The sequence below is a fragment of the Wenzhouxiangella limi genome, from assembly GCF_010499265.1.
Classification (GTDB): domain Bacteria; phylum Pseudomonadota; class Gammaproteobacteria; order Xanthomonadales; family Wenzhouxiangellaceae; genus Wenzhouxiangella; species Wenzhouxiangella limi.
Map to the genome: position 1 here is coordinate 270,657 of NZ_JAAGSC010000039.1, position 26,853 is coordinate 297,509.

At 57.9% G+C, this 26,853-nt stretch carries 20 protein-coding genes; 6 read left to right on the forward strand and 14 right to left on the reverse strand.

Features of this window, described 5'->3' with window-relative positions:
* Positions 1-39 precede the first annotated feature (39 nt).
* The 6 genes from G3I74_RS07000 to G3I74_RS07025 form a co-directional block, all read right to left on the reverse strand.
* Entirely contained in the window at positions 40-1,224 is a 1,185-nt protein-coding gene (locus tag G3I74_RS07000; RefSeq protein WP_164210851.1) for an acetyl-CoA C-acyltransferase, read from the reverse strand.
* A 119-nt stretch (positions 1,225-1,343) separates the two neighbouring features.
* Positions 1,344-3,713 carry a 3-hydroxyacyl-CoA dehydrogenase/enoyl-CoA hydratase family protein gene (locus G3I74_RS07005; RefSeq protein WP_164210852.1) on the reverse strand — a complete coding sequence of 790 codons (2,370 nt, stop codon included), beginning with the start codon at positions 3,711-3,713 and terminating at the stop codon, positions 1,344-1,346.
* A 51-nt stretch (positions 3,714-3,764) separates the two neighbouring features.
* Positions 3,765-6,203 (reverse strand): acyl-CoA dehydrogenase, encoded by a 2,439-nt coding sequence (locus G3I74_RS07010; RefSeq protein ID WP_164210853.1) that lies wholly within the window; start codon positions 6,201-6,203, stop codon positions 3,765-3,767.
* Positions 6,200-6,859 (reverse strand): TetR/AcrR family transcriptional regulator, encoded by a 660-nt coding sequence (locus tag G3I74_RS07015; protein WP_164210854.1) that lies wholly within the window; start codon positions 6,857-6,859, stop codon positions 6,200-6,202. The genes G3I74_RS07010 and G3I74_RS07015 overlap by 4 nt, the downstream gene beginning before the upstream one ends.
* A gap of 88 nt (positions 6,860-6,947) precedes the next feature.
* On the reverse strand, positions 6,948-7,472 hold the full coding sequence (locus G3I74_RS07020; RefSeq protein WP_164210900.1) for a GspH/FimT family pseudopilin: 525 nt from the start codon (positions 7,470-7,472) through the stop codon (positions 6,948-6,950).
* Between the two features lie 122 nt (positions 7,473-7,594).
* Positions 7,595-8,785: an aminotransferase class I/II-fold pyridoxal phosphate-dependent enzyme gene (locus G3I74_RS07025; RefSeq protein ID WP_164210855.1), complete on the reverse strand. Its 1,191-nt coding sequence runs from the start codon at positions 8,783-8,785 to the stop codon at positions 7,595-7,597.
* Between the two features lie 78 nt (positions 8,786-8,863).
* Here G3I74_RS07025 and uvrB point away from each other — a divergent pair, with 78 nt between their 5' ends.
* The gene (uvrB, locus tag G3I74_RS07030) at positions 8,864-10,879 is read left to right on the forward strand and encodes an excinuclease ABC subunit UvrB (protein WP_164210856.1); all 2,016 of its coding nucleotides are present in this window, start codon (positions 8,864-8,866) and stop codon (positions 10,877-10,879) included.
* 23 nt (positions 10,880-10,902) lie between these two features.
* Here the strand turns inward: uvrB and G3I74_RS07035 are convergent, their stop codons facing one another.
* From G3I74_RS07035 to G3I74_RS07060, 6 genes are all read right to left on the reverse strand, one after another.
* Positions 10,903-11,490: a hypothetical protein gene (locus G3I74_RS07035; RefSeq protein ID WP_164210857.1), complete on the reverse strand. Its 588-nt coding sequence runs from the start codon at positions 11,488-11,490 to the stop codon at positions 10,903-10,905.
* A complete protein-coding gene (locus tag G3I74_RS07040; protein WP_164210858.1) occupies positions 11,477-12,337 on the reverse strand; it encodes an OmpA family protein in 861 nt (286 codons plus the stop codon). The genes G3I74_RS07035 and G3I74_RS07040 overlap by 14 nt, the downstream gene beginning before the upstream one ends.
* Positions 12,338-13,126: a motility protein A gene (locus G3I74_RS07045; protein WP_164210859.1), complete on the reverse strand. Its 789-nt coding sequence runs from the start codon at positions 13,124-13,126 to the stop codon at positions 12,338-12,340.
* A 19-nt stretch (positions 13,127-13,145) separates the two neighbouring features.
* Entirely contained in the window at positions 13,146-13,574 is a 429-nt protein-coding gene (locus tag G3I74_RS07050) for a bacteriohemerythrin (RefSeq protein ID WP_275401493.1), read from the reverse strand.
* 100 nt (positions 13,575-13,674) lie between these two features.
* Positions 13,675-13,884, reverse strand: coding sequence for a superinfection immunity protein (locus G3I74_RS07055; protein ID WP_164210861.1), 210 nt, complete (start codon positions 13,882-13,884; stop codon positions 13,675-13,677).
* Between the two features lie 16 nt (positions 13,885-13,900).
* Positions 13,901-14,797: a TIGR01777 family oxidoreductase gene (locus tag G3I74_RS07060; protein ID WP_164210862.1), complete on the reverse strand. Its 897-nt coding sequence runs from the start codon at positions 14,795-14,797 to the stop codon at positions 13,901-13,903.
* A 161-nt stretch (positions 14,798-14,958) separates the two neighbouring features.
* Here G3I74_RS07060 and G3I74_RS07065 point away from each other — a divergent pair, with 161 nt between their 5' ends.
* The 5 genes from G3I74_RS07065 (at position 14,959) to G3I74_RS07085 (ending at position 24,589) form a co-directional block, all read left to right on the forward strand.
* Complete coding sequence (locus G3I74_RS07065) at positions 14,959-15,663, forward strand: transglutaminase-like cysteine peptidase (RefSeq protein WP_164210863.1); 705 nt, start codon at positions 14,959-14,961, stop codon at positions 15,661-15,663.
* A gap of 43 nt (positions 15,664-15,706) precedes the next feature.
* Positions 15,707-17,620, forward strand: a complete 1,914-nt coding sequence (locus G3I74_RS07070) for a bifunctional diguanylate cyclase/phosphodiesterase (protein ID WP_164210864.1) — start codon at positions 15,707-15,709, stop codon at positions 17,618-17,620.
* Between the two features lie 36 nt (positions 17,621-17,656).
* Positions 17,657-17,956 carry a hypothetical protein gene (locus tag G3I74_RS07075; RefSeq protein WP_164210865.1) on the forward strand — a complete coding sequence of 100 codons (300 nt, stop codon included), beginning with the start codon at positions 17,657-17,659 and terminating at the stop codon, positions 17,954-17,956.
* Positions 17,949-21,053, forward strand: a complete 3,105-nt coding sequence (locus G3I74_RS07080; RefSeq protein ID WP_164210866.1) for a Sel1-like repeat-containing protein kinase family protein — start codon at positions 17,949-17,951, stop codon at positions 21,051-21,053. The genes G3I74_RS07075 and G3I74_RS07080 overlap by 8 nt, the downstream gene beginning before the upstream one ends.
* Positions 21,054-21,970: 917 nt before the next feature.
* The gene (locus tag G3I74_RS07085; RefSeq protein ID WP_164210867.1) at positions 21,971-24,589 is read left to right on the forward strand and encodes a CapA family protein; all 2,619 of its coding nucleotides are present in this window, start codon (positions 21,971-21,973) and stop codon (positions 24,587-24,589) included.
* Between the two features lie 47 nt (positions 24,590-24,636).
* Here the strand turns inward: G3I74_RS07085 and G3I74_RS07090 are convergent, their stop codons facing one another.
* The gene (locus G3I74_RS07090; protein WP_164210868.1) at positions 24,637-26,514 is read right to left on the reverse strand and encodes a glycoside hydrolase family protein; all 1,878 of its coding nucleotides are present in this window, start codon (positions 26,512-26,514) and stop codon (positions 24,637-24,639) included.
* Positions 26,515-26,526: 12 nt separating this feature from the next.
* The gene (locus G3I74_RS07095) at positions 26,527-26,814 is read right to left on the reverse strand and encodes a tryptophan synthase subunit beta like protein (RefSeq protein ID WP_203594597.1); all 288 of its coding nucleotides are present in this window, start codon (positions 26,812-26,814) and stop codon (positions 26,527-26,529) included.
* Between the last annotated feature and the right edge of the window lie 39 nt (positions 26,815-26,853).

Sequence of the window (26,853 nt, forward strand, 5' to 3'; positions counted from 1 at the left end):
CGTGCTGCCGGCCCGTTTCGATCGCTGAGCTGCGGTTTTCTAGACCCGCTCGAAGATCCCGGCCGCACCCATGCCGGTGCCAATGCACATCGTCACCATGCCGTAGCGCTGTTGGCGGCGCTGCAGACCGTGGACCAGCTTGGCGGCCAGAATGGCCCCGGTGGCGCCCAGCGGATGCCCAAGCGCAATGGCGCCGCCCAGCGGATTGACCTTGTCGGGATCGAGTTCCACGGTCCGCATGACCGCCAGCGACTGGGCGGCGAAGGCTTCGTTGAGTTCGATCCAGTCCAGATCATCCTTCGAAACGCCGGTCTGCTTGAGCACCTTCGGGATCGCTTCGATCGGGCCAATGCCCATGATTTCCGCGGGCACCCCGGCGACCGAGAAACCGCGAAAGACCGCCAGCGGCTTGAGGTTGAGTTCCTTGACCACGCGTTCGGATACCAGCACCAGCGCCCCGGCCCCGTCCGACATCTGCGAGCTGGTCGCAGCGGTGACCGAGCCCTTGGCGTCGAACACGGTTCTGAGCTTGCCCAGGGCTTCCGGGCTGGTATCACGTCGCGGCCCTTCGTCGGTGTCGATCACCGTCTCGATTTCGCGGACCTGGCCTGTTTTGGGATCGGGTACGCGGCTGGTGACGGTGTAGGGCCTGATTTCGGTGAACTCGCCGCCGTCGATGGCCGCAATGGCCTTTTGATGCGAGCGATAGGCGAACTCGTCCTGATCGGCCCGGCTGACGTCCCATTTCTGCGCGACTTTCTCTGCCGTGATGCCCATGCCGTAGGCAATCGCGACGTTTTCGTTGTCGTCGAACACCTTCGGGTTCATGGCCACTTTGTGGCCCATCATCGGGACCATGGTCATGGTCTCGGTGCCGGCCGCGATCATGACGTCGGCCTCCCCCAGGCGAATGCGGTCTGCGGCCATGGCGATGGTCTGCAGGCCCGATGAGCAGAAGCGGTTGACGGTCACGCCCGGGACGCTGTCGGGCAGGCCGGCCAGCAGGGCGCCGATTCGGGCCACGTTCATGCCCTGCTCGGCCTCGGGCATGGCGCAGCCGACGATTACGTCCTCGACCCGCCCCGGATCCAGGCCAGGCACTTCGGCCAGCGCGTGTTTCAGGGCGTGGGCGAGCAGGTCGTCGGGACGAACGTTGCGAAAACCGCCCTTGAACGCCCGGGCAACCGGGGTACGGACGGCGGAAACGATATAGGCGTCACTCATGAATAGGAGTCCTTGGATAACTTTGACATTTGGTCTTTTGGGGTTCAGGGTTCAGGGTTCAGGGTTCAGGAAAGGCTCTGATCGACCTGAACCCTGAACCCTGTGACCTGAACCCTCGCTCAGTTCCTCAACGGTTTTCCCGTCTTCAACATATGTCCAACCCGCTCCTGCGTTTTCGGCATGGCGCACAACTCCAGGAAGTGTTCGCGCTCGAGGTGGTGCAGCCAGCGCTCGTCGACCGGCGTGCCGCGATCGATTTCGCCGCCGCACAGGGCGGTGGCGATGCGCGAGCCGATTTCGAAGTCGTGATCGGAGATGAAGTGGCCTTCAAGCATGTTGACCAGCAACATCTTCATGGTGGCGATGCCGACATCGCCGGCGGCCGGGATCGTGCGATCGGGTAGCGGCGGGCGATAGCCGGCTGATGTCAGCGAACGGATCACGCCGTGGGCGGCGTGCAGCAGTTCGTGCTCGTGCAGGACGATCAGATCCTCCGGGCGCAGGTAGCCCATGTCCTTCGCTTCCATGGCCGATCCGGCCACCTGTCCCATGGCGACCTGTTTGTAGCGTTTTTCCATCAGCGGCCAGGTGTCACCGGCGGCCGTGTCGGCATTGGCCTGCAGCGCCAGCGTGGCCAGGCCGCCCCCGGCAGGCAACAGTCCGACGCCGGCTTCGACCAGGCCCATGTAGCTTTCAAGGTGCGCGACCCGGCGGCTGGCGTGCATGGCCAGCTCCAGGCCACCGCCCAGGGCCAGGCCGCGCACCGCCGCCACCGACGGAATGCCGGCGTAGCGCATGCGCAGGTTGGCTTCCTGGAAGCCCTTGACCAGGGCGCGAACGCTGTCGTAATCGCCGCGCTGGATGGCGTCAGCGGCGGCCTTGAGGTTGGCGCCGGCGGAGAAGGGGCCTTGCGGCTGCCAGATGACCAGCCCTTCGAATCCGGCCTCCGCCTTGTCAAGCGCCTCGTTGAGACCCTCGACCACGCCGGTGTCGATCACGCCCATCTTGCTTTTGAGGCTGGCGATCAGCACGTCATCGTGCAGCGTCCAAAGACGAATGGACTCGGTTTCATGCACGGTCTGGCCGGTATGCGAAGCCTCGCCGATCAGGCGCACGGGCTGGTACTGGCGCTGATAGACCGGCAGGTCCGGACGCGGGCTCACTTCGCCTTCGGCCGCAGACCAGGATCCGCCGGGGCCGTGGGCGCCGTCGACCTCGCTGACCCACTTCGGCAGATGCGCCTTGACCCCGGTCTTGTCGGCGTCGATGTCGGCCTGGATCAGGTCCGCGACCCGTTTCCAGCCGGCGGCCTGCCACTGCTCGAACGGTCCGAAGTTCCAGCCGTAGCCCCAGCGCATGGCCAGATCGATTTCACGCGCAGACTCGGCGATTTCGGCCAGGTGGTAAGCGCAGTAGTGGAAGAGGTCGCGGTGGATGGCCCACAGGAACTCGGTTTCCGGGTATTCACACTTGGCCAACTCGGCCAGCTTCTCGCCGGGATCCTTGATGGCAAGAATCGCTTTGACTTCGTCGCGCAGGCTGTAGTCCGTGGCCCGGTAGTCACCCGTTTCCGGATCGAATACCTTGATTTCCTTACCCTCCTTGCGGAATACACCGGCGCCGGCCTTCTGCCCCAGCGCGCCGGCCTCGATCAGCTTGCCCAGCCAGTCGGGCGCCTTGAACAGATCGTGCCAGGGATCGTCGGTAAGCTTGGCGTCCATGGTGCGGATGACGTTGGCCATGGTATCCAGCCCGACCACGTCGGCCAGGCGGAAGGTGGCGCTCTTGGGGCGGCCGATGGCCGGACCGGTCAGGGCGTCCACGGTGTCGAAGCCCAGTCCCATGCGCTGGGCGTGGTGCATCGTCGACCACATGGTGAACACGCCAACCCGGTTGGCGATGAAGTTGGCGGTGTCGCGGCAGCGCACCACGCCCTTGCCGAGGTTGCGGGTCAGGAAATCCTCGAGCAGGTCGAGAACCTTGCCGTCCGTGCCGGGATGCGGGATCAGCTCCACCAGGTGCATGTAGCGCGGCGGGTTGAAGAAATGCACGCCGCAGAAGCGATCCTTGAGGGCATCGGGCACCACGTCGGCCAGTTCGGTGATCGACAGGCCCGAGGTGTTGGTGACGAAGAAGGCGTCGGCGTGAATGTGCGGACCGATCTTCTCGTACAGGGACTTCTTGATGTCCATGCGCTCGACGATGGCTTCGATGATGAAGTCGCAGTGCTCAAGCTGGGCCAGGTCGTCGTCGAAGTTGCGCGGGGTGATGAAGGCGGCCAGGTCCTTGCTCGCCAGCGGGGCGGGTTTGAGCTTGAGCAGGTTGGCAACCGCGCCGGCGGCGATCTTTGAACGCGGCTTGTCGTCGGAGGGCAGGTCGTACAGGTCGACCGGGATGCCGGCGGCGGTCAGGTGAGCGGCGATCTGGGCGCCCATCACACCGGCGCCGAGCACCGCGGCCCGGCGCACCAGTAGTTTGTGATCAGTCATCAGTTTTCCTTGCAGGGTTAATGATTTACCATGTATTGATAAGAATTCGGTTTAACCAGCGGCGGCCAGTCTCGGCGCCTCGGTCTGAGTAATGTCCAGTTGCTCGGGAGTGAACTCGTCGACTGCGATCACCCGCGCGCTGAGTTCCTGGGCCCGGATCAGGTCGGCCGCCTGGTCTTCGGTGATGACCCCGGCCTTGACTGCCTTGGCGGTCACGGCATGCACGTTCGAGGGATTGGGAACCACCTTGAGCGCGTTGCGCAGGGCGTGTTCGGCCGGTTCGGCCTTGAGGACCGCGTCGAAAGCCTTGAGCACGATGCCGGTGCCGTCTTCTTCGGTCGATACATAGGCGCCGTGGATCAGGCGATCGCGGGTCGCGCTTTTTTCCAGCAGCTGGCGGGCGATCTTGCGCCCGGTGCGGTCGTCGGCCGGCACGTTGCGGCGGCCCAGCGGGAAGTTGATCAGGCGCAGCACCGGACCCAGCGCCGGGATCGGGAAGTTGCGGTAGACGCCGTACAGCGCTTCTTCGACCTTGTTCAGGCTGTCCTGAACGGCAAAGTCCAGCACCGCGAGGTCTTCTTCCGGCCGACCGTCGTCTTCGAACCGGCGCAGCGTCGCCGAAGCCAGGTACAGGTTGGCCAGGGCGTCGGCAAAGCGACCGGAGAGCTTTTCGGCGAACTTGAACTTGCCGCCCAGGATCAGCAGGCACAGGTCGGCGGTGAAGGTAAACGCCGCGCTCAGGCGATTGATCTGGCGATAGTAGCGCGCGGTGGGTCCGGTTACCGGGCTGCGGCTGATCCGGGCGCCGGTCAGGGCCAGCACCGGTGCGCGCACGGCGTTCGAGATCAGAAAGCCGACGTGGGCCCACAGCGCCTTGTCGAAGCCCGCCAGATCGTTGTCCGTCGCGGCCGTCATTTCCTTGAGCAGGTAGGGGTGGCAGCGGATCGCACCCTGGCCGAACACGATCATGGACCGGGTCAGGATGTTTGCGCCCTCGACGGTGATCGAGACCGGCAGGGCCTGGTAGTTCATCGACAGGTAGTTGCCGGGACCCTCGACCACGGCCTTGCCGCCGTGGACGTCCATGGCGTCGTTGATGACCCGGCGATTGGCTTCGGTGTGGTAGGCCTTGAGAATGGCCGACAGGACAACCGGCTTGTCGCCACGATCCAGAGCGCTCATCGTCAGCTTGTGGGCAGCCTCCATGCGGTAGGCTTCCGCGCCGATCCGGGCCAGCGGCTCCTCGATGCCCTCGAAATGTCCGATGGGCTGCTTGAACTGGTAGCGGATGCGCGCGTAGGCGCCGGTCAGCATGCTGGCGGCCTTGCCGCCGGCCACGCCCTGGGCCGGCAGCGAGATCGCCCGTCCGGCGGCCAGGCAGTGCATCAGCATGCGCCAGCCCTGACCGATGCGCTCGCGCCCGCCGATCAACCAGTCCATGGGGATGAACACGTCCTTGCCGCGGGTCGGGCCGTTCATGAACAGGCTGCCGCCGGGCAGGTGGCGGCTGCCGATTTCGACTCCCGGGGTGTTGGTCGGGATCAGCGCGCAGCTGATGCCAAGGTGTTCCTTGCCGCCCAGCAAGCCGTCGGGGTCGCGCGTCTTGAAGGCCAGGCCGAGCACCGTGGCGACCGGCGCCAGGGTGATGTAACGCTTGTCCCAGCTGACCGACAGGCCTAGCACTTCTTCGCCGTTGATGGTCTTTTTGCAAACCACACCCTCATCGGGCATCGAGGCGGCGTCGGAGCCGGCCTGCGGGGAGGTCAGGGCAAAGCAGGGGATTTCCTCGCCGCGCGAAAGGCGCGGCAGGTAGTGGTCTTTCTGCTCGTCGGTGCCGAAATGCATCAGCAGTTCGCCGGGGCCCAGCGAGTTGGGAACCATGACGCTGACGGCGGCGGTCAGGCTGCGCGTGGAGATCTTGGTGACCACCGCCGCGTTGCCCTGGGCGCTGAAATCCAGGCCGCCGTATTCTTTCGGGATGATCATGCTCAAAAAGCGCTTTTCGCGGATGAACTGCCAGGCCTCCGGCGGCAGGTCCTTGAGTTCGCGGTTGATCTGCCAGTCGTCGAGCATCGCGCACAGCTCCTCGACCGGACCATCGACGAACGCCTGCTCTTCCTCGCTCAGGCGCGGCGGTGGCATGTCGAACAGCTTCTTCCAGTCGGGTCGACCGGAAAACAGCTCGGCGTCCCACCACACCGTGCCGGCGTCCAGGGCTTCCTTCTCGGTGGCCGACATGGCCGGCAGCACGGTCTTGAACCAGGAAAACAGTGGCGCGGAGATCAGCGCCCGCCGCAGGGGATGGACCGCCAGGGTTGCAAAAACAATGGTCGAGACCGCGAGCAGGGCCGTCACCGGCCAGGCCACGGCCACGACCGATGTGCCAGCGAGGCCGAGCGCAGACAGCGCTGCTGCGCTCCACGCCGGGGCACGTAAATAGGCCAGTGCCAGCAGGCCGATGATCAGGGCAGAAAGAAAGCTGAAGGTCATGATGAAGTCTCCAGGGTGCTTCGGGCACCGGTTTGAACGGTGGAATCGTGGGAGGCAGCGCGTTGTCCGCTGCCGCGCAGTCCGGCGGCCGCGAATCGAACCAGGTCTGATGCAATCGACCGGGTATCGGCCAGGCTGCTTTCGGCCATGGTGTAGGTCAGGGCGCCGACGGTGAAGTCCAGCTGCCTGCGCAGTAATTCAGGATCGCGTCCGGGCAGGGTCTGGGCAATGGCGTCGGCGAAGCGGCGCATGACGAAGGCGTATTCACTGCTGATGGCCGCGTGCAAATCCTCGTCGCGATCGGCGAACGCGCGCATCAGCAACTGCATGAATCGATGACCGTCGGCGTCCGAGCCGCGCGAGAACGCCAGGGCCGGATACACGAACGCGTCGAGCACGTCTTCAAGCCGCGCCCCATCGGCCTTCGCGAGGGCTTCTTCCAGGCGCGCCAGTCGAGCCTGGTTGAGCGCATCGAGCCGGCGCCGGAACACCGCCAGCAGCAGCGCCTGCTTGGAGCCGAAGTGGTAGTGGACGGCAGCCAGGTTGACCCCGGCAGCCTGGGTGATCTGGCGCAGGCTGGCCGGATGGAAACCCTGCTCGGCGAACAGGGCTTCGGCGGCGTCCAGGATGCGGTCGCAGGTCGTTGGCTCAGTCAAGTTCAAACGTTCGATTTAAACGCATGTTTGAATCTTAGCATGGAGAGTCAACGGGCGTGAAGAAGGCCTTGCCGGCGTGGTGCGCCTGTCAGACCTCGCACTCGGCCTGATCGACCGACCTGCGCACCCGAACCCGGCCCGGGTTGGAGACCACGATGGCGCGGGCCTCGGCCTGGCCGCGGATATCGCAGACGCGAATCGTCAGGTTGGTGCCAAACGCACCGCCCATGGGCTGGAACCGGACCCGGTTGCGGCCGGCCGAGTGCAGCAGCAGGCGGTCTTCGGGTTCAACCACCCGAAGAATGTGCTCGGGACTGTCCGGCTGACGATCATTGTCGCGGTCGATGAAGATGATCCAGCCGCGATCCCAGCGATTGTCGCCGCTGCAGGCGAGCCGATCCTGGCTGGGGCAGGCTACGACGTTGGCGCGCCGGGTCACGGCCGAATGCCGGGCATACTGGATGTGACTCATCATCAGATTGGTTTTGGCCGCCACCCGGTTTTCGGCCACGAAATCGGCCATGGCCGGGACGCCGACGGTCACCAGAATACCCGCCACGGCCAGGACCACCATCAGTTCGAGCAGGGTGATGCCGCGCTTAGTTTTATGCATGTCGCTGTCTCCAGATTCTGAAGGTTCAGCGACATTCTGGAATTTACGCGTCCGGGCGGAAATCGGCAGAGCGCGCCGCGGCAGATCGGTGCCTGCCGCGGCGACTTGTAGGAAATTTCAGGTCAGGCTTGTGGGTCCAGGGCTTTCTCGATGCGCTCGACGGCCGCTTTCAGCGTGTCCAGGCCACAGGCAAACGACAGTCGCAGGTGGCCGGGTGCGCCGAAGGCGGTGCCGGGCACCGAGGCAACCCCGGCGTGTTCGAGCAGATGCTCGGCCAGGCCAAGGTCGTCGTCCAGGCCGAGCGTCCTGATCGCGCCGCTGAAATCGGCAAACAGGTAGAACGCACCCTTGCCGGGTGAGCAGGACACGCCGGGAAGGGCGTCCAGCGCGGGCTGCAGCCAGTCATGACGTTCGCGAAAGGCAACGCACATCTCGGCCACGCAGCTCTGGTCGCCGGCCAGTGCCGCGACCGCGGCGGCCTGGCTGATGGAGCAGGGGTTGGAGGTGCTCTGACCCTGGACCTTGCGCATTTCCTTGATCACGGCAGCCGGCCCGGCGGCGTAGCCGATCCGCCAGCCGGTCATGGCGTAGCCCTTGGACACCCCGTTGATGACGACCAGTCGATCCTTGAGCGCCGGCACGACCTCGGCAATGCTGGCAAACGGTTCGTCGGCCCACCAGATGTGTTCGTAGATGTCGTCGGAGCAGATCAGGATGCGTGGATGCTCGAGCAGTACCTCGCCCAGCTCGGCCAGCTGCTGTAGGCTGTAGGCCTGGCCGGTCGGATTGCTGGGAGAGTTGAGCATCAGCATGCGGGTCTGATCGGTGATCGAGGCGGCCAGCTGGGTCGGGCTGATCAGGTAGTTGCTGTCCGGCGTGGTCTTGAGGATGACCGGTTGACCGTCGGCCAGGCGCACCATGTCGGGGTAGGAAACCCAGTAGGGCGCGGGCACGATGACTTCGTTGCCGGGGTCGATGGTGGCCTGCAGCAGGTTGTAGATGGCCTGCTTGGCGCCGTTGGAAACGAGGATCTGCGAGGCCTCGTAGGCCAAGTTATTGTCGCGCGCCAGTTTGTCGATGATGGCCTGCTTCAGCGCCGGGATGCCGTCGACGGCCGTGTACCGGGTCTGACCTTCGTTGATGGCCTCGATGGCGGCGGCGCGGATGTGCTCAGGGGTGTCGAAATCCGGTTCGCCCATGCTCAGCGAGATGATGTCCCGGCCCTTGGCGCGCAACTCGGCGGCTTTCATGCTCATGGCGATGGTGGCCGAGGGCTTGACCTGGGCAACGCGCTTCGACAGTTGAATGGTCACTGATCTTCTCCGTGTATGCGTGTCGGAATTGTCGACCAGTATACTTGTATGCGTGTTTTCTCTCCCCCTGACTGCCCAATGAGCCGCCGATTCCGCATGGCCTCCGGCTACGAGCCGGCGGGCGATCAGCCCGAGGCCATCCGCCAGCTGGCCGAAGGACTTTCTGCCGGTCACGCCCACCAGACCTTGCTCGGGGTGACCGGTTCCGGCAAGACCTTCACCATGGCCAACCTGATCGAGCGCGTGCAGCGCCCGGCGCTGGTGATGGCCCCGAACAAGACCCTGGCCGCGCAGCTGTACGGCGAGTTCAAGGCGTTTTTTCCCGACAACGCCGTCGAGTACTTCGTGTCCTACTACGACTACTACCAGCCCGAGGCCTACGTGCCTTCGACCGACACCTTCATCGAGAAGGACGCCTCGATCAACGAGCACATCGAGCAGATGCGCCTGTCGGCGACCAAGGCGCTGCTGCAGCGCCGCGACACCCTGATCGTGGCAACGGTCTCGGCGATTTACGGTCTGGGTGATCCCAGCGCGTTTCTCAAGATGACGCTGCCGCTGGCGGTGGGCGAGCGCATGAGCCAGCGCGAGATCCTGCGCCGGCTGGCCGAGATGCAGTACGCCCGCAACGATTTCGAACTCCGGCGCGGCACCTACCGCGTGCGCGGCGAGGTGATCGATATTTTCCCCGGCGATTCCGAGATCGAGGCGGTGCGGGTGGAGTTGTTCGACGACGAAATCGAGCGGGTCAGCTACTTCGACCCCCTGACCGGTGAGATCCGCGACAAGCGCGACGAGCTGACCATATTCCCCAAGACCCACTACGTGACCCCGCGCCAGGTGGTGCTCGACGCGGTCGAGGCGATCAAGGCCGAGCTGGCCGAGCGCCTGCCGCAGCTGGAAAACGCCGGCAAGCTGCTGGAAGCCCAGCGCATCAAGCAGCGCACCCAGTTCGACATCGAGATGATGCTCGAGCTGGGCTACTGCCAGGGCATCGAGAACTACTCGCGGCACCTGACCGGCCGCCAGCCCGGCGAGGCGCCGCCGACGCTGTTCGACTACCTGCCGCGCGACGCCATCCTGATCGCCGACGAGTCGCACGTCACCATTCCGCAGATCGGCGGCATGTACCGCGGCGACCGGGCCCGGAAGGAAACCCTGGTCGAGTTCGGCTTTCGTCTGCCCTCGGCGCTGGACAACCGGCCGCTGCAGTTCGAGGAGTTCGAGCAGCGCGCGCCCCAGATGATCCTGGTCTCGGCCACGCCCCGGGCCTGGGAACTGGAGCGCTCGCCGGTGATCGCCGAACAGGTGGTGCGGCCGACCGGCCTGGTGGATCCGGAAGTGATCGTGCGCCCCGTGGCCAGCCAGGTCGACGACCTGCTCTCCGAGATTCACGACCGGGTCGGGCGGGGTGATCGCGTCCTGGTCACCACGCTCACCAAGCGCATGGCCGAGAACCTGACCGAATACCTGGCCGAGCACGACGTGCGCGTGCGCTACCTGCACTCCGATATCGACACGGTCGAGCGCGTGGAGATCATCCGCGACCTGCGCCTGGGTGCATTCGACGTCCTGGTCGGCATCAACCTGCTGCGCGAGGGTCTGGATTTGCCGGAAGTTTCGCTGGTCGCGATCCTGGATGCCGACAAGGAAGGGTTCCTGCGCTCGGAAGGCTCACTGATCCAGACCATCGGGCGGGCCGCGCGCAACGTCAACGGCCGCGCGATTCTCTACGCCGACCACATTACCAACTCCATGCGCCGGGCGATTGACGAAACCGACCGGCGACGGGCGAAGCAGGTCGCCCACAACGAAGCCCACGGCATCACGCCGAAAACCATCGTCAAGAACATCGCCGACATCATGGCCGACGCCCACCAGGCCCCGGGCAAGAAAAAGCCGGCCCGTAAGGCAGCGGAAAAACGCGCCGAATACGGGCCCGAGGTGGTTTCGCCCGAGCAGGCCGCCCGGGAGATCGCGCGGCTGGAAAAGGAGATGTTCAAGGCCGCCGAAAACCTCGATTTCGAGCAGGCGGCCGAGCTGCGCGACCGCATCGGCCAGCTGCGCGAGCGGAGCCTGAAGGCGGCAGTTTAAGTCTCCGGCGTCTTCGGTTGTCTTCAGGCGTCTTTGTCGTCTTCGGCGCTTTTAAGTCGACTCAGACAGCGAGCCTGGCGGGTCACGATCCAGGAGGCCAGGGCGTCGGTTTCGTCTTCGCCAAGGGCAAAAAACTCCGCCGCGATCCGATGAGTGTCCTCTTGTCCCGGGTCGTCGAGTCGCTGAATGATGGCGGGCATGCTCAGCGGCGCGTCGGTGCCTGCCGGGTCAATCCGCATCAGCCACAGCGAACCGGGCGGCAGTGACCGCGGCCACTGGAAAGAAATCCCGGTCGCACTCATTTCCACCGGCTGGATCGAATTTTCGTTCGGCTCGTGGCTGTAGATCTCGCCGGCCAGGAAGTTGAGTTTGGCGTCGACCAGCCGGATCAGCGGCGCCAGCGCCGGCTGGCTTCGCAAGGCTGAATCGCGCACGAAGGCATACTGGTTTTCAAGCTGCAGCCAGTGCAGCATCCGCAGCTCCCCCTTGACCTGGGCACGAAGACGAGCCGGGTCCTCCAGCAGTTCGTCGTCGAGCGGCGTTATCTGTATCGAGGCCCGGAACTCGAGGCGATGATAGGCGCGCCGGTCGTGTTGCTCATTCCGGTTCACGGGGCAGCTCCGAAAGTTGGTCGAGCTCGATGATCGAGTCTTCCGCCGGCGGTTCCATGAGGGTCCGCGGCCGGATCAGGATCTCGACCCGGCGATTGCGCGCACGGCCTTCCTCGGTGGCGTTGTCGGCGATGGGCAGGGTGTCGGCATAACCCTCGACGCGGAATCGTTCCGGCGGGATGCTGCCGTCCTCGGTCAGTTCGTGCACGACTGACGCAGCGCGGGCGGATGAGAGTTCCCAGTTGGATCGAAAACGCTGGGTGCGGATCGGCAGATTGTCGGTGTGCCCTGAGACGACGAACTCACCGCGGATGTCGCGCAAAAGGCTCTGGATCTCCATCAGCATCGCGCGAAACTGGGGCTGTATGATCTCGCTGCCCACTTCGAAGGCGAAGCGGTCCTGGAGCCGGATGATGACTTCATCTTCCATGCGCTCCACGGTGACGTCGCCCATGTCGATCAATCCGCCGAGCTCCTCGATGATGTTGGCTTCCACCTGCTCGGCGGTGCTGGGTTGGCTTGTCTCGGCTAATTCGGCCGTATCCAGCGGTTGGATTCTTTTTTGTTCCTGCTGATCCGGCGCGGAAGGTACGGTGGGAAAATCGGGAACGATCGATCCTTGCTGATCCGCCACGTTCAGATCACGCACCCGGCCGGTCATCTGCTCGAACACGCTGGCGGTGAACCCGGCGCGGATGTATTCCGCCTGCGTCTTGTAGCGCTGGACATCGATGATCACGAACGAAAACAGCAGCACGAAGAAGGTCACCAGCAGGGTCATCATGTCGGCAAAGGTGACCATCCATAGCGGCGCGCCGCCGGCTGATTTTTTCCGGCGCGGGATCATTCAGCTTTCTCCTGAGGATGCCCGGCTGCCCTGGGGTGCGTACTCGGAGCGCTCGCGGCTGGGCAGGTAGGCTTCGAGCATTTCGTGCAGCACGCGCGGGTTGGCGCCCTGTTGAATGCCGACCACGGCCTCGACGATCAGTGAATTGGCCACCAGTTCCTGGGTCGAGCGGATCGCCAGCTTGTCGGCGATCGGCAGCGCCACGAGGTTGGCGAACAGCGCGCCGTAGAGCGTCGTGAGCAGCGCCAGCGCCATGCCGGGCCCGAGCTGCGACGGATCGTCGAGGTTGACCAGCATCTGGACCAGTCCGACCAGCGTGCCGATCATGCCGAACGCCGGTGCCGACTCGCCGATCGCGCGCCAGATGTCCTGGCCGACGTGGTGACGCTCGGCCGATTGCTCCATTTCGCGGTTGAGTACGTCACGGATGAAATCGCCGGGATTGCCGTCAGCGCACAGCTGCAGGCCTTTCTGGAAGAAGGGATTGTCCACCGGAGCGTCTTCCAGCGCCAGCAGCCCGCCCTTGCGCACGGTCATGCAGAGATTGGTGGCCTGGTCGATGAGGGTTTCCAGTTTTTCCTCGCGCTTGGTGAAGGCCTGGCCGGCGACCTTGAATGCCCCCTTGACCTGCTCGAACGGGAACTTGATCAGGGTGGCGGCAAAGGTGCCCCCTATCACCATCAATAACCCCGGTACATTGATGAAGATCTCGATTCCTGAAGTCGCCATGATCGCCGTCAGGATGACAACAATCCCGAACAGCAGGCCGGCAAGGGTGGCGATATCCATCAGAACAAGTCAGACCGTGTCAGCCGATCGCGTTGGGCGGCAGGTTTTCAAGATCGGGCTTCATTTTCATGTCTTCCTTGAGAACGTGATCCAGCAGCCAGTCGCGCAAGAGCGTCGTGATTTCTGCGCTGCGCGCCTTGAGCTGCTGGGGGTCGGATTCTTCGAGAATTTCGCTGATGATTCGATCCAGCCGATCGAGCAGCGACTGGTGCGCCATCTTGTGCGGCATGTAGCCTCGGAACTGGATACGCAGCTGCAGCTTTTCTTCGCGCGCGAAATGCTCGCGCGCGTAGTCCGACAACTGGTCCAGCGCCATGCGCAGGTTTTCGCTCTCCTCGGGGTGGCGCAACGCGTACTCGACCTGGTTGATCAGGCTGAGCAGGTAACGATGGTCGAGATCGATAATCAGATTACCGACACTCATCTGCTTTCGCCACTGAACCGGCATGTCGCCACCTCCGCGCGCCTGCTGGGGCTTTTGAGCCGTAACAAGCGACAGTCTAGCGCGAAGCGCCGGCCGAATCCTGATCCAGGTCAAACGGTGACGGCTATTGGTGACGCGTGCTCCGTTCGGGTTCGGTCGCCGCCCAGATCAGGGCCAGGATCCAGCCGATGCCGAAAAATACCAGTCCCAGGGTATTGAGGGCAAAAAGCGCGCCCAGCCGGGGATGGCCCCGCCACCAGCCAACGGCGGTGGGGATCAGCAGGAAGGGGGTCATCAGGACCAGCCCGATGATCAGTTCGTCAAGCGTCAGCATCTCGGTCAGACGTTCGTCAGCGGCTGAAAATGTCGCTCAGCGCCTGGTCGAGCTTGCGGAACCGGAACTCGTAGCCGGCCTCTTCCAGGCGGGCGGGCAGCATCTTCGCCCCGGTCAGCAGCAGGCGCGACATCTCGCCAAAAGCCAGCTTCAGGGCCAGGGCAGGGGCCGGAAGCACGGCGGGCCGGTGCAGCGCGCGGCCGAGCTCGCGGGTGAACTCGGCGTTGGTCACCGGGTTCGGGGCCGAGGCATTGAACGGCCCGCTGAGATCGTCGCGCTCGAGCAGGAAGCGGATCGCCCCGACCATGTCCTCGCGGTGGATCCAGGGCATATACTGCTCCCCGTTGCCCAGCTTGCCGCCCAGTCCGAGCTTGAACACGGGGGTGGTCTTGGCCAGCATGCCGCCGCCGGCGTCCAGCACCAGCCCGATGCGGACGATGGCCACCCGCACACCGTGTTCCTCGGCTTTGTGCGCTTCGGCTTCCCACCGCTTGCACAACTGGTGGGCGAACTCGTCGTGCGGGGGGGTCTGTTCGGTGACCTCGCGTTCGCCCTGATCGCCGTAATAGCCCACGGCCGAGGCTGAAACCAGCACCCTGGGGGCGGGTTCCGCCCGGCGGCAGAGATCGACCACCGCACGGGTGATGTCGACGCGGGACTCGACCAGCGCCTTTTTCTTGCTCTCGGTCCAGCGACCTTCGGCAATCGGTTCGCCGGCCAGGTTGACGACGGCCTCGGGTGATTCGTCGACAAAATCGGCCGCGCTGGGCCGAACGATGGCAGAGTCCGGCAGTTTCCGGGCGGCTTTATCGGGTGCGCGCGAGACTACCAGCGGTATGTGACCGTCGCGGGCCAGATCAGCGCACAGTTTCTGTCCGATGAATCCGCTGCCGCCGGTGACGAGAATTTTCATTGCTGCTCCAGATCTGGCGTCAAATCGAGACTTTAGCAGAGCGTTCGTCAGCGTTTCGGCATCTGTGCGTATAATCGGTGGTAAACCACTATCAGCGTCGGGATCTTCGCCAGAGATGAAGCACTCCTCTTCCGCTGCACTGGCTTGAGCCTGTCGTACCCATGCGTCTTACGCTGATTCGAAGCTTGCTGACTGCCGGCATCGTGATCACGGCTGCCTGTTCGTCGACATTACTCAGGCCGCAACCGGATACCAGCCTCCAGATCGATTTCGAACAGCTGAGCGAGCAGATGCGCGACCAGTTTTCCGACCAGCGCGTCGAGGTGATCGAGCGCTGGGCCGGGCTGCTCGAGGAAATCCGCAGCGAGCCGGCCGAAAATCAGCTGGATCGGGTCAATGAATTCTTTCATCGCAACGTGCGCTATCAGATCGATCAGCAGTTGTACGGGGAAGAAGATTACTGGGCCAGCCCGCTGGAGACCCTGGGTCACGGCCGCGGTGACTGCGAGGACTGGGCGATTGCCAAGTACATCAGCCTGCGCCATCTGGGCATTCCCGACCGGAACCTGCGCCTGATCTACGTTCGCGCCCAGATCGGCGGTCCGCGCAGTCCGGTCAGCCAGGCCCACATGGTGCTCGGCTACTACTCGGTGCCGAATGCCGAGCCGATCATTCTGGACAGCCTGATCAGCAACGTGCTTCCGGCCTCCGAGCGCACCGATCTGTCACCGGTGTTCAGCTTCAATGCCGACGGTCTTTGGGTAGGGCAGGGATCGGCGCCGGCGGCTGGCAGTCCCACCGCGCGCCTGTCGCTGTGGCGGGAAGTGATTGCGCAGATGCAGCGCGAGGGGATACGGATACAATGATTTCGTCCACCAGTTCAAGCACCCAGCGGGAGATCGCCGGCTTATGACCTTGACCAGACAGCTATGGATCTTCATAGCGGTACTCATCACACTGACTTTCGTCAGCGGCTTCCTGGTCAGCAGCTACAGCGCCCGTAATTACTACGTCGAACAGCTGACCGTCAAAAATATCGACAATGCCGCCGGGCTGGCACTGGCGCTGTCGCAGATGGACAAGGATCCGGTGACTGTCGAGCTGATGATATCGGCCCAGTTCGACACCGGCCACTACCAGCGGATCCGGCTTGAAGGGCCTGATGGACAGACGCTGCATCTGCGCGAGCGTCCCGATCTGGTTCCCGAAGCGCCGACCTGGTTTGCCCGCCTGATGGCGTTTGATATCCCGCCGGGCGTGGCCCAGGTCCAGGATGGCTGGAACCAGTACGGCACCCTGTCCATCGAAAGCGAGAGCGCCTATGCCCTGGGCGCGCTATGGCGGGTTTCTTACCGGCTGTTTGTCTGGTATATCACGATTGCGCTGGTCTGCGGTCTGATCGGCAGCATGGTGCTGCGGCGCATCAGTGGACCGCTTCAGGCCGTGGTCGAACAGGCCGAGGCAATCGGGGAGCGACGCTTCATCACGAGCAAGGAGCCGCGAACCATGGAATTCAGGCGCGTGGTGCGGGCGATGAACACGCTGACCAACCGGGTCCGGACCATGCTGGATGACGAGGCCCGCCGGCTCGACGAGATCCGGCGTCAAAGCCAGCTGGACCCGGCCACTGGTGTGGCCAATCGCGAGCAGTTCCTGCGCCTGCTGGAGGCCCGCCTGAACCTGAACGACAGCTCGGTTCGCGATGGCGTCTTGCTGATCCGCGTGACCGGCCTGGCAGCGCTCAACGCGAAACTGGGTCGGGCGGAGACGGATGAATGGATACTGGCCCTGCTGGCGCGGATTCAGACTAGGCTCGAGGGCCGGGCAGACTGCTACTCGCAGTGCACGCTGGGCCGACTTAATGGCAGCGATTTCGTCATCCTGCTGCAGGACACCGAGTTTTTGGCGGATCTGGCCGAAGAGGTATGGAGCGCGGCTTCGGAACTGGTCCAGGAGAAGCATCTGGAACAACAGTACCCGCTGGCCGAGGTTGGCAGCGCCTGTCAGCCTGGCGAGGAGCGCAGCCAGCTGTTATCCCGACTTGATGATCTGCTGGCCGGGGCCGAGGAAGCGTCTTCGCAGCGACTCGTCCTGTACGAGTCCCGGCCGCGCCCGCCGCTGTTCCCCGATGCCGACAGTTGGCGCCACGCGCTGGAAGCCGCCCTTGCCGACAATGGCATCTCGCATGCCTGCTACCCGGTGATCACGACCCGCGGCGAGCTGTTCCACGAGGAAGCCATGCTCCGTCTCCGCCTCGGCAACGAGGCCGTTCCGGCCGGGGCCGTCATCGGCTGGGCGCGGCGGTTGAAGCTGTTGCCGCAGATCGATCTGCAGATGCTCGAAAGCGTTCTGCAGGTGCTCAGCGAGCAGCCGGCGCGGCGCATTGCCGTCAACCTGTCCATCGACAGCCTGGGCAATGTCGCCAGCCACCTGGCGATCATCGAGCGTATCAAGCGGTATGGCGGAACGGTCACCCAGCGCTTGTCGCTGGAACTCAACGAACAGATTGCCGTTCAATACGCCGGTCCTTTGGCGTCATTCAGTGCAGCGGTCAAGAGTCATGGGGTTTCTGTGGGGCTGCAATCGGCTGGCCGAAATATAGCTGCTGTTGCGGGCCTGGAGAAACTGGGGCTGGACTACATGAAAGTAGACGCTGCTCTGATCCAGCAACAGGATGGAGACATTCAGAGCTTGCTGCGTGGGCTATGCAAGCTCGGCCACTCGCTGGGCCTGACCATGATTGCCGAGGGCGTGCTTGAGAAAACGGATCAGTCCGCACTGGCGGAAATGGGCTTTGATGGGTATACCGGGCCGGGTGTATAGTCCTGTTGCCGCCCGAAGCGCGAACTTATTTAAATCGTGCAGCAGGTTCCGGGGCATGGCATATTCTTTGTGCAAAAAAAGCGAGCCCTTGATGCCTTTTTTTGGCTCCTCGGTGCATCAAGGAATGAAGAAAGAGATGGCTATTACGATACCCATGGCTGCATTTTTTCCTTTGAAAATAGTTGGCGTAAAAGTCAAATTTCTGCTGGGCTCTATCCTCCGCAGAAAAAGACATTTCTCACTCGATTTGATTTTGGTTTCTCGCCGAGCAGCCTAAAAGAGCCAGTTTTAATCGTGATGCTAACTACAACAGCAAAGAGCTCAATAAATGCTTGAAGATATCTACGACCCGGCATTCGACAAACCCGAACAAGCTTTTGATGTATTCAAAAAAACACCAGCGACGCAAAATCTGGTAAACACATTTCAATCCTATCTTGCGGGGCATTGTGATGCGGATGAACTTGATGATGCATTGCATTTTTCGGGGCTGAAAGAGCAGTGCGACAGGATTGCTTGCGTGGCTTATATTCCGGGTGAAGGACGACTGATTGTTCACCGTGAACAGATAAGCCGTGAATGGCCCTTCTCCCGAATTGTAAGCAGGCTTATGCCACAATCGCATCGCAGCCCCTCAAAAACACAACAAAGCTACCAAATCGATTTTATTCGAACAGATCTCTGCGCTATCGACTTATATGAAGTTGGCATGGAAAAGCAGGGTAGGTTGCATTTTGAAATTGGCGTTGATGGCGTACAAATCATCGCGAATGAGGCCACGAGTGACATCTTTCTTCCCGGTGACGCATATGTCTTTTCAATCATGGGGATGAAGCAACTAAGAAATTTCCTCGAAGAGCGCCATAGTCGAGATTACTTGAGTCGCGCAGAAATATACCGAATTCGTTCTACGAGTTATCTCATCCGCGAAAACGATATTATTCCACTCTATCGTGGAGTCCCCAGAGTGGGGCGCTTAACAAAGAGAAAAGTTGAGGACTCAATTCATAATGCTATGGCGCATGTTAAGAAACACCAGTCTCGCTCTGGTGCTTTTCAGAATTTCTATGATCCCTGTAAAGACACATTTGAAAAAGTTATTAATCAACATCGCAAAGTCACCGATAATTCGCATTACAGCATGAGGCGACATAGTGTGGGCGGTATAGCATGTCTATCTTATGCAAAATGTCTCCAAGGTATTGACTGGCAATGCGTGGTAGAGAAGGCTATCGACTACATTAAGGAGAGAGATGTCTATGTCGACGAAGTTGGGCCGAAAAGTGTCAATTTAATAGATGAGCAAAAATCTAATTTTCGTGGAACGGGACTGACATTATTTTTTCTTGCGGAATATGAGCTTCTAACTAAAAAGGATCAACATCGCTGCTTGACGGAAGCTCTAGCTAATCATTTGCTTAGCCAGATCAGCGCAACTGGTGAGCTTAACTATTGCAATGTAGATAAAGTTAACTACAGAACGGAGAGTGGGAATAAGGAGCACTTTCCGCTCCCCTTTTCTGGAGAGGCTCTTTGCGGGTTGGCTAAATATATGCAGACACTTTCTGCGGAAAAGCGAGAGCAAATTTATCCAATAATGCACAAAGCGTTGAAGTATTCGCTTAAAAAACGAATGCAGACTAGATCGCGCCGATACCGCACTCTGCCGGCTGATGCGTGGCTTATGCGCGCTGTTTCGGAGTTGTGGGACTTTGAAGCGATGCGCTGTGATCTTTACAAAGATTTCGTATTTAGCGATGCCCGCAAATTGGTCCAGCAGATGTATAAAGTATCCGACGCACCCTATCCCGACTGCGCCGGATCCTTCTACTACAAATTCGGAGAGTACCCAAACTCAGATGGCGCACGAATGGATGGTCTGATGGCGGCCTACCAGCTGGCTCTTAAGCTAGGTAGCAAGGAACAGGCACGCTTTCTATGGCGCGTCATAAAACTGGGTGCATGGTCTTTGATGCATTTAGTCAATACACCCTCAGCTAGCTACTGCGCTAGACACCCAAATCGAATGATTGGCGGTATACGACTGAAACACACCCGGCAGTGGTTTCGCATCGACACAATACAGCGTGTTGTGTGTTTCTATTCCAATATGCTTGCGTACTGGGATGATGCGGAAGCGTTTTTGTTGGACCAGCATAATGGTAGCGTTTCTAACAAGAACGAGAATGTGTTAGCCGGGTATCAGATAATTAAGGCCATCGACAAGCGTTCAGGGTATAGCGTTGTTTATTTGGCGCGTACTACAGAAAGCAATGAGCAAGTGGTGTTAAAGAAGCTAATTCGGCCGCAAAATATACGGTTGATTGAAAAGGAGGTATATATTCTCCAGCTAATGAATGAATTTAGTACTATAAAGTTTCATGAGGCATTCACTACGCGTGGAGATACATACTTAGTATTTGACTATGCGGCTCAGGGTGATGCTGAGCGTCGCGTTATGCTGGACGGGCCATTCAGGGAATCGATTTTGGATAGGTTCCTGGTTGATATGTTAGAGGTGCTTTCGCAAATGCGTGCCCGGCAGCTGCTGCATCTCGATATTAAGCCGGGGAATATTCTCGTTCATAGAGATCAATTCGTTCTCGCGGATTGGGGTAATGCTGAACCTACTGATAAATTCAAAAGCGTGTTTCCATGGGGCAATCAGATATATATTGCACCAGATTTCTATTTTGGTGAGCGCGACCTTCGGTCGGAGATTTATTCTTTAGGTTGTACTCTCTTTTATCTTATCACGGGACAGCATATATATAGCCTTAAAAATAGCCTGCCTCTAGCACTTAAGGCGTATTCGGCAGTTTATCTTGAGCCCAATGTTGAGCTTATTAATTCGTATAAATACCGCAATATTGTATTTCAAATGACACGTAAGAATCCACGCCATAGGCCTTCTATCGAGGAACTTAAGCGCTTGGTGTTAAGTCCTGAGTCGGCTTTCGGATCGAGGATTTCTGGATATCGCAAGCAGATATCATTGCCAAAAGGCGATGAAATCGAGCTTTATCGTGTAATGGCAAACGATGGTGTGCCGTTCGCTCAAAATGAGTTGGGTAAACTGCAAGCCGCTAGAGGTGATCTTGATGCTGCATATTCTATGTTTAAAAAAGCTGCCGAGGCTGATTTCGCGGACGCTCAATTTCAGCTGGCTATGTGTCATTTAGAATCCAATAGCAGAGTTAGGCAGTCTGAGGGGTATTATTGGATGAAGAAAGCATCGCGTCATGAGCACCGCAAGGCGCAGTATCAAATGGGGGTTCTAAACGAACGTGGTCTCGGGTGTAAAGCAAATGTGGATATCGCAGTTCAGTGGTACAGAAAATCCGGCCGAAATGGCTATCGGCCAGCTCTAAAAGCGTTAGAGAAAAATGGTATATTTCTCGGAAATAGAATCGAAGGGGTCAGGATGGAATAGTCTGTCAACTGGGTCAAGAAAATCTTGCACTGCGGATCAGCTAAGCTCGGGGTCCCTGTTAGCATTGATTGGGGGAGCAACAGGCAAGCAGAGAGCTTCCATTCATAGGCTTGTCTACATTGTTAGAGGTGAGTCTTTATGCGCTTATATGACATTTCTTTATATCGGCTTCCTTGGGTTTGGCTTCAGCTATTGGCGGCGGGTTCGCTTTTGGTGTCCGCTGGATGTGGAGTGCCAACATATGATGCTGAACCTTTCAAGGTTCACATTGTTGTTCTTATTCCCTCTTCGAATCTGGACTCGGGAATTAGCGAAGAGTCCTTAGAGCGGGAAGTCGACATTCTAAATAAATACTTTGTCGCCGAAAGTGGCACTCCAACACCCCGTTTCGAATTGAATGATGTCGTTTTCTACGAGGATCTAAAAGGTACTAGTTGCGGTGATTTGCTAACACTAGCTACTGCAACGGCTCCATACAACGGGACAGCGTGGGAAACGGCGATAGATGGGTGCATGGATGAGAAGGCACGGAGCCCTCGAGCAATTAACTTTTATATTGTCGACAGTTGGTCGGAAGACAGAGGGTTTGAAAATGCTAACTCGCATGGACGGTTTAACAGCGGAAGGCCGTACGTACTTTTAGACTGGGAACGACTTGGTCACAATATTCAAAGTCCCGGAGAACACGAGATGGGTCATGCCTTTGGCCTAGATCACGTCTGTGTGGAGGGCGCCAAAAGAGACTCCGACACTAATATTATGGCGAGCGCTTCTTGCGGCCTAGGCAGTGGTGGGCTTAGGAATATTGGGTTCAATGACGAGCAAGTAACCATAATCTGGCAGCACGCAGAAAAGATTCGGGAAAATTTAGAGCCCGCGTCCAATTTATAGACTACGTCCGAGAGGTATTTCAATCGATGGCCAAAGAAAGACAGACCCTGTCAGTCTCTATGATCGTGAAGAACGAAATACTTCATATAGAGAGAGTTCTTGACATTGCCCTACAATTTGCGGATGAAGTTATAGTCGTTGATACGGGTTCTAGCGACGGCACTCGGGAAGCTGCCGTAAACAAAGGAGTGAAAGTCAGGGACTTCTTATGGGTTGATCATTTTGCGAAAGCTCGGAACGAATCCCTGAGACACTGTTCTATGGATTTCGTGATGTGGCTTGATGCGGATGATGTTTTACTCCCTGACAGCATTGAAGGGATGAAACAGCTTTTTTCTCACAATATCGACTGGGACGTTCTTTACCTCCCCTATTATTATCACTATGAGCCAGGAGCGAGGGTGAAAGGAAAGCGGAAGATGCCACCGAGAATCTGGCGAAATGGCCTTGGTATTCGGTGGGTTCATCCGATACATGAGAATCCGTCTTACCCGCGCCGCATGAGGAAGGAGAGGGGCGTGAGAGGCATTGAGGTACTGCATAATCCACTCGGGTCCCGAGTAGCAAATCCGGCACGAAATATGCGGATTATGAAAAAGGCGCTAAAAACCAAAGAGTATTACGAAGATGCACACATGCTGTGGCATATGGGTAAAGATTTAAGCAGCGTGGGAAATTATCGACAGGCGGTGACTTATTACAAGCGAGCCCTTGAATCGCCAAAGGCGTACAAAGGCTTCACCAAGGCGAGGATCGAGTATGGTTTGGCCTGCCAATACAGGCGCCTTGCTCACCATCCTGAGGCTATGGATTCAGCTGCTAGGGCTGCTAATACATATTCAGATTGGCGGGAGCCATTTTGTGAGATAGCCCGAGCGCTGGGGCGGGCGGGAGATGTCCATGCCTGCGATACGGTGTTGGGAGTTGCGGCTAAGATTCCAAGACATGAACTTCAGGTCGAGCGAGCAGAGCTTTACGATGATGAAGGGCTATCTGAGTTCAGTACCAGGCTGTTAAAGAGCGCAAAGCAAAGAGCCGGCAGTCGGATGGCAGACACGTCATCTACACCCAAAGAGTATTCTCTGGTTGCTGGTGGTGATGTGTGCTTGGGTAGACAAATGTCAGGGTGGGTTTCCAAGAACGGATCGGATTGGCCGCTTTCAGGTGTTAAAAAGGTCTTCGAGGAAGCCGATATCGGTTTTGCCAATCTCGAAGCTGCCACAAGTACGCTGGGTGACTTTTTGAAGAAAGGGGGCAAGCGTCCCTTCTATTATCGGAACAGACCCGATATGTTGGATGTGATTATCCGCGGAGGAATCAACGCGGTGAATGTTGCAAACAATCATGCTGGGGATTTTGGGTTCGCTGCCCTGGAGCAGCAGCTGGAAGTGCTTGATGATTGCGGTATAGTGCACTGCGGCGCTGGTATTGACGCTTACGATGCTGCGTCGCCATCATTTGTTCAGCTTGGGGACCTGACTGTCGCCCTGATCGGAATTGATACTGAGACTCCATCGATGTCAGCACGCGGTGATCGCGCTGGTATTAACTATCGATCTGAATCTGATTTACTGGCTGGCTTAGCAGTGTCGGTCTCCTTGGCAAGATTGAGAGCCGATCTAGTATTTGTTACACCGCATTGGGGAGCTAATTGGAGGGATAAACCGTCAATAACCCGCCGTAAGCTTGCAAAAAAAATAATTGATTTGGGCGTGGATGCTATTTTCGGACACTCTGCTCATATACTTCAAGGTGTCGAGGTCCATCGTGGTAGGCCTATTATTTATGATATGGGTACGCTTCTTTTTGATCGTGTAAGTGCTAATCGTATGAAAGTGTCGGCTTTATTTGAGTTTACTTTTACTGCCAATGGCATTAGTCGCCTGAAAATTCTCCCGGTTTGGTTGCAGGAGGGGCAAGCAAGAGTTGCGGCGGGAGACGAGGTCTCTCAGGTGCATGAACTGATGAAGCGCTTAACGGCGGAGCTTGATTCGTCGTTGAATTTCGGGGTGGACGGCAATCGTTTGGTTTTAGAACTTGATCCTTCAGGTTTTCCAAAAATTCCAATGAAAGTTTTTAGAGACAGTTATAGAAACGATCTTTCGAGGGTTAAACCCGTCTCTAATTTCTATAGGAAAATGCCCACAAATCTCGAGTATGATGCTGTTCCTGAGTTTGCCAAGTTTGAAACAGAGGTAGTGGTAAACGAATGGTTAACGGTTATTGGCGCGCGCTGGGGGCAATGTGTTCGTCCGGATTACGGTTTTCTCTGTGAGACTTTCTTCCGGGTCAAACGACCGCTGACTGGGCGATGGGAGGCCAAGATCACTGGGGAAGATCAACGTGGCGAAAACAAGTTCTCCTACACCCACCCGGTCGGTGAAGGAGTAATTGATCCCACGTCATGGTCAAACCAAAAAGTGCTTGGGGATCGTGTGGTGGTGCGGCCACCAAATGGTCTTCCGCAAGGTCAATACAGTATCTACTGGCATCTCTTTGAAAGAGACGCTTCCCGGCGTATGCCCTCAAACCGCAGGCATAAAAGACTTGTGGGCAAGAGAGTTTACTTAGGGAAACTGATGATCTCTGATGATGCGCCACCCGGCGTTGTCTTACATGATTCCCGTGAATTGCGATTGGAGTAACGGTAGTTTAGGTTCACAGAATATAGTCCTGCTTTGAAGATGCAGAATCATTGGCTGTTTGATTTCGTGTCTGTTGGAGGGCGTTTCATAAATTTAAGTAATCGTGCAAAAAAACATGCGGTGTGTTGAACGGAATCAACACGAACCCATTGTCGAGTAAGTTTGAACCGGAACGCATATAGACTTTTTTCTGGGTATAAATGTCCGTAGGTAGAGTCAGGCGTATTCTGTGTGTACATAAGCCCCTGTGCAGATCGGAGCATTTGATCCATAATTAATTGTGACGTCTCTTCGTCTTGTAGATAAACTGCTAAGGAGTAGGCTGCAGCTAGCCCTTCACATCGAGAGCCATCTTGATAGACGTGATCTCCATAGTTGTAGTAAAACCCTCCGATGTAGTCAAGATATGGACTGTTTTCATAATGATAGGAGTGTGAAATCATTGCTTTCGCATCGTTTAAAACAAAGTCAATATAACTTTGTTTTTTCAGACCCGGAACCTTGATCCATTCCTCAATTGCTTGCATTAGCCATGCGTCTGCAGGCAGGCTCAGAAAAAGGTCTTTGTACTTTATGGGGCGAATGTCAACCAAAAAATCGAGCGCCTGCTCTGATTTTTCCCTTATTTGCACTTTCAGGTTTTCATCTATTTGATCCATCCAATGGTAATAGAGAGCAAGCCCCAAGAGGGCTTCGCCCGGATAGTAAAATGAAAACAGCTTTTTTTTGATTTCTTCCGGGGGGGCGAGTATTGGTTTACCCTGATTGTACAAAGGGTGAATATAGTATCCTAGCATTTCACCATCAGGTTCGACACGAGAAAGTATATGTCTTACCAGACCATCTATAGTTTTACGATAGGTTTTATCGGCAGTGTGATGGTAAAAATGCATAAGTGCGACTAACGCAATACCAGCACCCCCGAGTTTGGATTTCTTGTTGTCAAATGGGTAACAGGCATACTCGCCATTCCAAAGATGCTCTCTTAGTGTGGAAAACAAGTAATTGTTAGAATGTCGAGCGGCTTCTATGTAGCGGTTAAGGCCAGTAAGTTCATAAGCTCTGAGTAAAGTTATTGTTCCGCCACAATGCCGCAATATGTTGTTATAGAGCGGGTTCCGCATGTTGGGATGATCGAAATCAACTTTCGAATCTCTATGGGCATCGTAGAAGTACAAAAAGCTTCCATCGGAGTTCATGTTTTCCACTAGCCAATCAACACTCCTTAGTGTGCTTTCCAGAATCTTATCTTGGCTGAGAACGGCATTCGTGAAAGGATAACCTCGATAAAGAGGCAGGGCTTTATTTTCCTTTGTACTTATAAAAGCGATTGTTTCAATGAGGCTTGACTCTATCGGTTCGCTTTTCATAAGTTTCTCTCGAACCGAGAATTTCCTGGACTTCTTCGCAATACCAGTTGTTTTGGCCAGGTGGCGAAGCAACTGCGAGATGGTCATAACACTATGAAGTACCGCATCGGTAGGCATGAAGTAGCGTAAAACATCATGATACTTATACTTGATACCAGTTATTCCTGGTTCAAACCGTGTCTCGCAGAATCTCGAAGAGGTCAGGCTTCTTAATGGGCAGGGAGTTTCTGAGACGACCATCTCAAAAAGTATTCTGCACTTGTCGGGATCTTGGATGGAGAATTCGCAGTAGCGAGGGTTAGCTTTCAGTTTGTCTACTATGCGTCTTAGAGTCGCATTCAGAGTATTACGTCTTGACCCCCAGCGGATTGGTTTTAGCGGTGGTTGGAACAGCGTTACGTAGACTTGGGATATTTTCGGATCAAAAAGCAGGCTCAGCTCATCGTGTGAAAACTCGAGGCGGTCTGAAGTAAGGCCATTTCGAATATCTTGTAACAACTTTTCCTCGGCGGAGAAGTCTGTTTGCTTTAGCATTCTTTGAGCATTGTCGGGCATAGAAGGTTCAGTCTAGGGCATCAACTGATCCTGATCCTCGTCGACCAGGTCCAAGCGTTGTATATGTTGACGTAGGATTCGACGTTGCAGCAATTTTTGCTGTGCGGCCTCTGGTAGATCGGTAAATTGGATTACTCCCTTGTCGGTGAGCAGATTGATAATATCTTCTACAACTCGGGCTAGTTCGACATCAGAAGAGCGTAGTTTCTCGACTTCATCTTCATTAGCTTTTGATTTTGTGCTGAGGGATCCGATGAATTCCTGTAGATCAGGATCATCTTCACCAATCTGCTCGTCCATGCCGGGTCCTGGGGTAGTGCTCGCGGCGGTTATGTTACC

Coding starts and splice junctions, on each gene's coding strand:
- G3I74_RS07000 (WP_164210851.1), bottom strand. CDS start 1,224: ATGAGTGACGCCTATATCGTTTCCGCCGTCCGTACCCCGGTTGCCCGG.
- G3I74_RS07005 (WP_164210852.1), bottom strand. CDS start 3,713: ATGACTGATCACAAACTACTGGTGCGCCGGGCCGCGGTGCTCGGCGCC.
- G3I74_RS07010 (WP_164210853.1), bottom strand. CDS start 6,203: ATGACCTTCAGCTTTCTTTCTGCCCTGATCATCGGCCTGCTGGCACTG.
- G3I74_RS07020 (WP_164210900.1), bottom strand. CDS start 7,472: ATGCATAAAACTAAGCGCGGCATCACCCTGCTCGAACTGATGGTGGTC.
- uvrB (WP_164210856.1), top strand. CDS start 8,864: ATGAGCCGCCGATTCCGCATGGCCTCCGGCTACGAGCCGGCGGGCGAT.
- G3I74_RS07040 (WP_164210858.1), bottom strand. CDS start 12,337: ATGATCCCGCGCCGGAAAAAATCAGCCGGCGGCGCGCCGCTATGGATG.
- G3I74_RS07045 (WP_164210859.1), bottom strand. CDS start 13,126: ATGGATATCGCCACCCTTGCCGGCCTGCTGTTCGGGATTGTTGTCATC.
- G3I74_RS07050 (WP_275401493.1), bottom strand. CDS start 13,574: ATGCCGGTTCAGTGGCGAAAGCAGATGAGTGTCGGTAATCTGATTATC.
- G3I74_RS07055 (WP_164210861.1), bottom strand. CDS start 13,884: ATGCTGACGCTTGACGAACTGATCATCGGGCTGGTCCTGATGACCCCC.
- G3I74_RS07060 (WP_164210862.1), bottom strand. CDS start 14,797: ATGAAAATTCTCGTCACCGGCGGCAGCGGATTCATCGGACAGAAACTG.
- G3I74_RS07065 (WP_164210863.1), top strand. CDS start 14,959: ATGCGTCTTACGCTGATTCGAAGCTTGCTGACTGCCGGCATCGTGATC.
- G3I74_RS07070 (WP_164210864.1), top strand. CDS start 15,707: ATGACCTTGACCAGACAGCTATGGATCTTCATAGCGGTACTCATCACA.
- G3I74_RS07080 (WP_164210866.1), top strand. CDS start 17,949: ATGCTTGAAGATATCTACGACCCGGCATTCGACAAACCCGAACAAGCT.
- G3I74_RS07085 (WP_164210867.1), top strand. CDS start 21,971: ATGGCCAAAGAAAGACAGACCCTGTCAGTCTCTATGATCGTGAAGAAC.
- G3I74_RS07090 (WP_164210868.1), bottom strand. CDS start 26,514: ATGCCCGACAATGCTCAAAGAATGCTAAAGCAAACAGACTTCTCCGCC.
- G3I74_RS07095 (WP_203594597.1), bottom strand. CDS start 26,814: ATGGACGAGCAGATTGGTGAAGATGATCCTGATCTACAGGAATTCATC.